This window comes from uncultured Capnocytophaga sp. (assembly GCF_938029845.1).
GTDB lineage: Bacteria > Bacteroidota > Bacteroidia > Flavobacteriales > Flavobacteriaceae > Capnocytophaga.
In genome coordinates this window covers 1-6,337 of the sequence record NZ_CALHGG010000158.1, presented here as the reverse complement: position 1 = coordinate 6,337, position 6,337 = coordinate 1, and the positions used below count along the sequence as shown (strand labels likewise).

General features: G+C 38.6%; 7 protein-coding genes. 4 read left to right on the top strand and 3 right to left on the bottom strand.

The annotated features are described in order from the left end of the window. From Q0625_RS11770 to Q0625_RS11755, 4 genes are all read left to right on the top strand, one after another. On the top strand, nt 1-842 hold an 842-nt coding region (locus tag Q0625_RS11770), incomplete at its 5' end, for a hypothetical protein (protein WP_298827531.1). Nucleotides 843-846: 4 nt separating this feature from the next. Beyond that, complete coding sequence (locus Q0625_RS11765) at nt 847-1,218, top strand: DUF6331 family protein (protein WP_298827528.1); 372 nt, start codon at nt 847-849, stop codon at nt 1,216-1,218. Continuing rightward, nucleotides 1,215-1,604 (top strand): hypothetical protein, encoded by a 390-nt coding sequence (locus tag Q0625_RS11760; protein ID WP_298827525.1) that lies wholly within the window; start codon nt 1,215-1,217, stop codon nt 1,602-1,604. Before Q0625_RS11765 ends, Q0625_RS11760 begins: the two co-directional genes overlap by 4 nt. A gap of 18 nt (nt 1,605-1,622) precedes the next feature. Then, nucleotides 1,623-2,546, top strand: a complete 924-nt coding sequence (locus tag Q0625_RS11755) for a phospholipase D-like domain-containing protein (RefSeq protein ID WP_298827522.1) — start codon at nt 1,623-1,625, stop codon at nt 2,544-2,546. A 61-nt stretch (nt 2,547-2,607) separates the two neighbouring features. Here Q0625_RS11755 and Q0625_RS11750 read toward each other — a convergent pair whose 3' ends face one another. The 3 genes from Q0625_RS11750 to Q0625_RS11740 all read right to left on the bottom strand — a co-directional run bounded on the left by Q0625_RS11750 (nt 2,608) and on the right by Q0625_RS11740 (nt 6,231). Continuing rightward, entirely contained in the window at nt 2,608-4,275 is a 1,668-nt protein-coding gene (locus Q0625_RS11750) for a hypothetical protein (protein WP_298827519.1), read from the bottom strand. Between the two features lie 17 nt (nt 4,276-4,292). Continuing rightward, a complete protein-coding gene (gene mgtE / locus Q0625_RS11745; protein ID WP_298827516.1) occupies nt 4,293-5,648 on the bottom strand; it encodes a magnesium transporter in 1,356 nt (451 codons plus the stop codon). A gap of 181 nt (nt 5,649-5,829) precedes the next feature. Continuing rightward, nucleotides 5,830-6,231 carry a hypothetical protein gene (locus Q0625_RS11740; protein WP_298827513.1) on the bottom strand — a complete coding sequence of 134 codons (402 nt, stop codon included), beginning with the start codon at nt 6,229-6,231 and terminating at the stop codon, nt 5,830-5,832. Nucleotides 6,232-6,337: the final 106 nt, after the last annotated feature.

Below are 6,337 nucleotides of genomic sequence, written 5' to 3'. Positions count from 1 at the left end.
ATTCTGGAGATAGATATGGTAATTTTAATCCATCTATAAAGAAAATAAATAAGGAAGGGGAAGTTACTATCCTAAGTAGAATAGATCACTTATTTTTCAATAACATGGGGATGGAGTTATCTCCTCAAAAGGATTCTATATATCTTGTTACGAATCCCCCCACTTCTGTCGGACGTAGTGTGTATGCACTGCCCTTTAACTTTAATAGAGAAAAAGAATACACTACTCCTTCTGAGATGTTAACTGATATAAGACAATTAGATGAAAATAAATATATCTTAGTAGGGAATAGGCAATCTCGTCTTTTATTATTTGATGCTAAAACTAAATCTTGTACTTATATAGCAGGTACTGCTGTTACAAGTGGTATAAAAGATGGAAAAGGTAATGAAGCTTCTTTTCGTAGAATAGATAAAATCGTAATCATTAATAAAGTGATATATGTAGTTGATACAAATAAGAACTTACGAAAAATAGTATATGATGCAGCTTCAGATTCTTATAATGTAACCACTCTTATTGCTGATTTCCCTAAAAATCTTAGAGATATTTTTTCAGATGAAGATAATAATCTTTTAGTATTATCAGATAAAGTATATAAGTTTGACCCTACTAATAATACCTTACGTCAGTATTTTATAGATGATACTAAAGAAGAAGTTATAGCAGAAAGACATACTTTAAGCATCATATTGGAAGTAAAACTTTCTCAACCTAATTCTTATACTCAAATAAGTTGGAGTTATGTAAATAGAATTTTTATTGATAAAAACGACTTATACATACATAATGATTTTTATTTTTTTAAGTTTTCTAACTATAAAAAGATTTTTGTAAAGTAATCCTATGCCCATCCTTATTGGCAATAACCTCTTTATTGAAGAGCTTCCAGTAGATTACAATGGAAAGCTGTTAGATCTTGACCCTTATATTGCCCCACTAAATGTCTTTTTTGATAAGTTGGAGGTAGAATGTGTTAGGGAGTGTTGCGGTATCGAGGCGTTTTCGTTTATGCCAGAAGATATCCAAAAGGCGCTTGTAGGGCTCTCTGTTGAAACTGTGATAACACAACTCAAAGCTATGCAAACAGCTATTGAGGAACAATGGTGGTGTAAGACCGTAAGTAGCACTATTCTAAACAATAATTTTGATAGGAAAGTATTTTTGCAACTATTGGATCATATTATAAAAATCATTTCTACAAACTACTCACTATGAAACAGAAACTCCGAAAGTTAGTACATAAAGATAAGGAATATTTGTATCGGGTAGATACTGCTTATAATAGGAAAAGGGATCATAACTCGCTGCTTTCAGTGCGTATCTTCTTAAGTGGTGAGAAGAATACGCCCTTGTGTGTTGATTTTATCACCTTTGAAGATGAATTTATGGGGCAACCCCTGAATGGAAATATCAAATTGCTCAATAAAACTACACAAACTGAGGATCTCATCAACCTCAATGAACCTAAATATATCCCTAAACTTATAGACTGGGGTACAGAACAAGGCTGGACAGGCACTCAAAAAATAACTCCCCTTAATGGATTGCTCTTTTTGCAATCATTGGGGTATGATACCCTCCCTATAGAAACTCAAAACTAAGAACTCAAAACTATACTTATGGACTTTTTAACAGGAAAACCGCTATCCGACACTATTTATGATACTCTTTTTAAGGCGGAAAAGGAACTTATTATTATTTCTCCTTATATTCAGCTGGGGGATTATCTTAAAGAAAATATCTTCAAACAACACCTAAACAATTCCAAACTGCATATTCTTATTGGTTTTGGTAAGAATGAGGAAAATAAAGAACGTAGTTTTAGGCGTAAAGAAATTGAATATTTTTTGGAATTTCCTAATATTACTATTGTGTATATTCCGCAGTTACATGGTAAGTATTACAGTAATGAAAGGCAGTCTGTTATTACTTCAATGAACTTACTAGATTACTCTCTTATCAATAATGTAGAGTTTGGAGTGCTTGCTGAAAAAAATATCACTGATATTGTCAATAAAAACAACTTCTTTGAAACTTCTAAAAATGCCATCATGAGTGTTATTGATGGGGGGTATACCATTTTTGCCAAACGTCCTAATTATAGCAAAAAGTTTTTAGGTCTGGCGAAAGACTATGTAGGCTCCACCACTCATCTGGATTTGATAGATGATATTTTAGCAAATAGACCTGTGAATCCTATACGTTACTCATCTTTTATGCCTGAAAACTACGTAAATATGGATAAAAGTAAGCAGCGTGTAGCTCGTGAATATCCAGAAGAGGAGGAAAAAGAAACTCCTGCTATTGGTCAGCAACCCGAATCCTTTACCGAGACAGAAACCAAAAAAGGACATTGTATCCGTTGCAATACTGAAATCCCCTTTAACACGCTTGTGCCTTTGTGTGAGAGCTGCTATTCACTGTGGGCAAAGTATAGCAACCGCTTTTATGAAGAGAAGTACTGTCACTGTTGTGGTAAAGAGGAAAAGAAAATAACAGTGGCAACCCCTCTATGTTACAGTTGCTATAACAAACAATTGTAGTTAATGAAACATCTCAAAAAGCATATTTTATCAAGATAAAAGCAATAGCCTTTATCACAATCTATTCCTCCTTTCCTATTTGCTCTAAGATACGATGGGTGATGAGGTAAGTCGGTTTTACTCCGATAAGTCCTAAACCACCTGAGGCTAAGGTGCTGCCTGTCTCCAAAGGATTATCAGAAGCATAGTAGGCATAGCGTACCTTGACATCACGGCGGATACTCTTACGAATCTTGGAGGCTGATTGTATGGCTTTCTGATAGTGGGCGCCCTCCATTTCTAGACCTATAACATTCCAAGTGGATTTGTGAAAATAGGTCAGTACGTCCTTATTCTGGAGGGAGGTACCCAATACGGTTACCATAGTTCCCTCAAAGACTCTGAGACCATTGCCCTCAAAATCAGAAGTAGATAACTCATTCTCAAAAGGATAGTTGTCCGCAGTTCCCTCAAAAATATGCGCATTAGGAATCATAATATCTCCCTTTTCACCTTCTAAAATCCCTGCCTTGCCCATGATAGAGACAGATACTACGTTGAGGAAGGTACTCTTTTCCTCTGTTTTGTAAGGCTTGAGAAGCTCGTCTATGGTTTCATAAGCCTGCTCTCCGAAAGCATAGTCCATCACCAAGAGTACAGGAGCCTCTTCGGTAGTGGATTTCTTGAAAAATTCATTTTCAGGAATAAGTGCTGTATCTACGATTTGCACGTCTATATTGGTGCCTGATTTGTCCTTGATAAAGAGCATGCCATGGGCTAAGGCATATTGGGTAACCTGCTCGCGAAGGGCGTGGTTTTTCTCCTCACTTAGGGCGATATAAGTATCCCAAGGCGTATCTTCCTTTCTTTTGATATTCAAAGCCTTAGAAGCGAACAGAGCATTCATCACACTGTGCATATTGGCACTGATGATATGTAAGGGGCGTTGTAGCAGGTTATCTTGGCTTAGGGTTTCCTTGAGTGTGTTTGCCCAAATTTCCCCATAGATATGATGTCCCAAGCGTTCCCTTAGGATAGGGGAGAAGGTAATCACCCGCTTGTTGTCACTCAAAATTTCCTCCAAAGCGATTTTTCCTAACCAGTAAATCACCTGTATAAAGCGTTCAGGATTTTTCTCCGAGGAGAGCTGATGATAGGCAGGGAGAATTTCCTCAAAGGTGCGTCCCAATACCTTACCTATATGAATTAGTGCTAATTCACGTTCGGTTTGGGAGAGTTTTTTCTTTTGGGCAAGGAGTTCTATCTTTTCCCAATCGCGGCTGATTTTGTCGCTTTCCTCGTCCAAGACACTATGCGCTATCTTGTGAGACTCTATAAAAAGAAAAGTCAGGTGCGTGAGTATATCATAGATGTCGGAACGCCCACGAGTAATCTCGATATTCATCTGTTCATCATCGATACGATAGCAATTTCTACGACGCTTAGGAGGGATAATAGGGTCAAAATGAGACCGACGATATCCTTCGTCAGAAATCATATTGATAAATCGGCATTGTTCTATACCGATAGGCAGGCGATCCAAGACGTAAAGCAGCCCATTGAGTTCTGTTTGTCGCTGGGCAATACTTCCGTATATCTCAGGTCTGAGGAGCAAAAGGGACTCTCGGAGGCTTTCGCCAGAGATTCCCATAGGCTTATAGAATCCTCGGTTAAATAGGTGGCGCATGGTTGTGTAGAGCTTTTCAATCGCATCGGTAGACTCCTGTGCGCGGCTTCGTTGTGTTTGCATGGTAATATTGTTTTAGTTTAGAAACCTAAGATGATTTTCGCAATCATAAAATAGATAAGAATCCCTAAAATGTCATTGCTTGTGGTAATAAAGGGACCTGTAGCTACCGCTGGGTCTATTCCACGGCTATGTAGGAAAATAGGAATAAAAGTGCCTATAACGGCGGCATTGATAATTACTGTTACTAGGGCGGCACATACGGTAGCTGATTCCAAGTAGGAGCTACCAAAGACAAAATGGCTCATCATAAGTACCAAAGTAGCTAGTGCTAGTCCGTTGATAAGTCCTAAGAGGAATTCCTTGAGCAATCGACTAATCAGTGCGCCATCTATGCTATTATTAGCCAATCCCTGCACTACGATAGCGGAAGATTGTACTCCTACGTTCCCTGCAGTGGATTGTATCAGAGGGATAAAGAGCAAAAGAGTAGGGAAAGCCGTTAGTCCATCCTGAAAGCCATTGATAATACTGGCGGCTCCTATCCCACCTGCCATTCCTATTAGTAACCAAGGCAACCGCGCACGAGTGAGTTTCCAGATAGTATCGTCGGCTTCTACGTCCTCGGTGATACCCGCTGCCATTTGGTAATCATGTTCTGCTTCTTCCTTGATGACATCCACGATATCGTCAATGGTAATACGTCCCACGAGGCGATGCATTTTATCCACTACTGGAATAGCCTCCAAGTTATATTTTTGCATGACACGAGCCACTTCCTCGGGAGTATCATGAACGAATACAAAATCCACCTTAGGGATATAAATATCCCTAATATGAGCCCCTTGGGGTGAGGCAATTAAGTCCTTTAGAGAGAGGCGTCCCTTGAGCACTTCATTGTCATCCACTACATAGATAGAATGTACACGTGTCACATGTTGACCTTGATTGCGTATTTCTTTCATGCAAGTATCCACATCCCAGTTTTCATTGACTTTGACAAGCTCTTTCGCCATGAGTCCCCCTGCGGTATCATCGTCATAGCGGAGTAGGTCTACAATGTCCTGTGCGTGTTCTTTGTCCTCAATATGGGAGAGAATTTGCGTTTGTCGCTCTTCGGGCAATTCGGCGATGAGGTAAGCCGCATCGTCGGTATCCAACTCCTGTAAGTCTCGGGCGATTTCCTCATTGGAGAGGTTTTCCAAGATGTGTTCCAAGACCTCTTCATTCACCTCGGTAAGGGTTTCAGAAGCTTTTTCACGGTTGAGGATGCTGACTAAGTAAGCGGCCTCCTCCAATTCCAGTTCGCTGGTAATCTCCGCAATATCGGCAAAGTGGAGCGATTCAAGGTAGTCCTTGAGTTGTTGTTTCTGATCGGAGGCTATCAGCTCACGAATATGTTCAATAATCTCGTCGGTGAGTTTGAATACTTGCATCTTTTTTTTAGTGAAGCGTGAATAGTGAATAGTGCAGAACTTTTTTACTCTACCCTTTTCGTTATTCACTTATTTGGGGCGCAAAGATACAACATTTGAAGAGGAAAGTCAAGAAAAATAAAAGAGAGAAGTAATAAAAAAACAATAAAAAAACTGCTCGGAGAGGAGCAGTTTTTTTATTCTATTTCTTAGTATAAGTTTCTGTAATTTCACCTTTTAGATTGAATTTTGCAATTTTTTTATCGGATATTTTTCTCCAAGCATGGCTAATGGAACCTCCACCTATAAGATTTATCTTGACTGTATAATCGTTTCCGCTTACAGTTTGTTCTATGCTTTTTATTATTTGAGGGGTAGATAAATCACATGTGCTAGAACCTAATGCTTGGTGGCAAATATCTTTATCAGAGAAAGTGTAAGCGAAATCAGCACTTGTATCCCATATCCAAGTACCTATAATCCAAGAGGGAGGATTATATCCAGCAATACTTGAGTTTCCTCCATCCTCAGAAGAACTGCTATCACCTTTGCTACAAGCTACAATACCCATAAGGGCTACAAGGAATAAAAAGATTTTTTTCATATCAGTAATTTTAATTATTGCGGCAAAGGTAGTTCATTTTTATAAGAATGATCTAACTACACGACAAAAATTGATAAATATTGATTTTAAGATAGTTAATTCCCGA

What these genes read in the sequence shown, in the direction of transcription:
- Q0625_RS11765 (WP_298827528.1), top strand. Translation starts at nt 847, where the DNA reads ATGCCCATCCTTATTGGCAATAACCTCTTTATTGAAGAGCTTCCAGTA.
- mgtE (WP_298827516.1), bottom strand. Translation starts at nt 5,648, where the DNA reads ATGCAAGTATTCAAACTCACCGACGAGATTATTGAACATATTCGTGAG.
- Q0625_RS11750 (WP_298827519.1), bottom strand. Translation starts at nt 4,275, where the DNA reads ATGCAAACACAACGAAGCCGCGCACAGGAGTCTACCGATGCGATTGAA.
- Q0625_RS11740 (WP_298827513.1), bottom strand. Translation starts at nt 6,231, where the DNA reads ATGAAAAAAATCTTTTTATTCCTTGTAGCCCTTATGGGTATTGTAGCT.
- Q0625_RS11760 (WP_298827525.1), top strand. Translation starts at nt 1,215, where the DNA reads ATGAAACAGAAACTCCGAAAGTTAGTACATAAAGATAAGGAATATTTG.
- Q0625_RS11755 (WP_298827522.1), top strand. Translation starts at nt 1,623, where the DNA reads ATGGACTTTTTAACAGGAAAACCGCTATCCGACACTATTTATGATACT.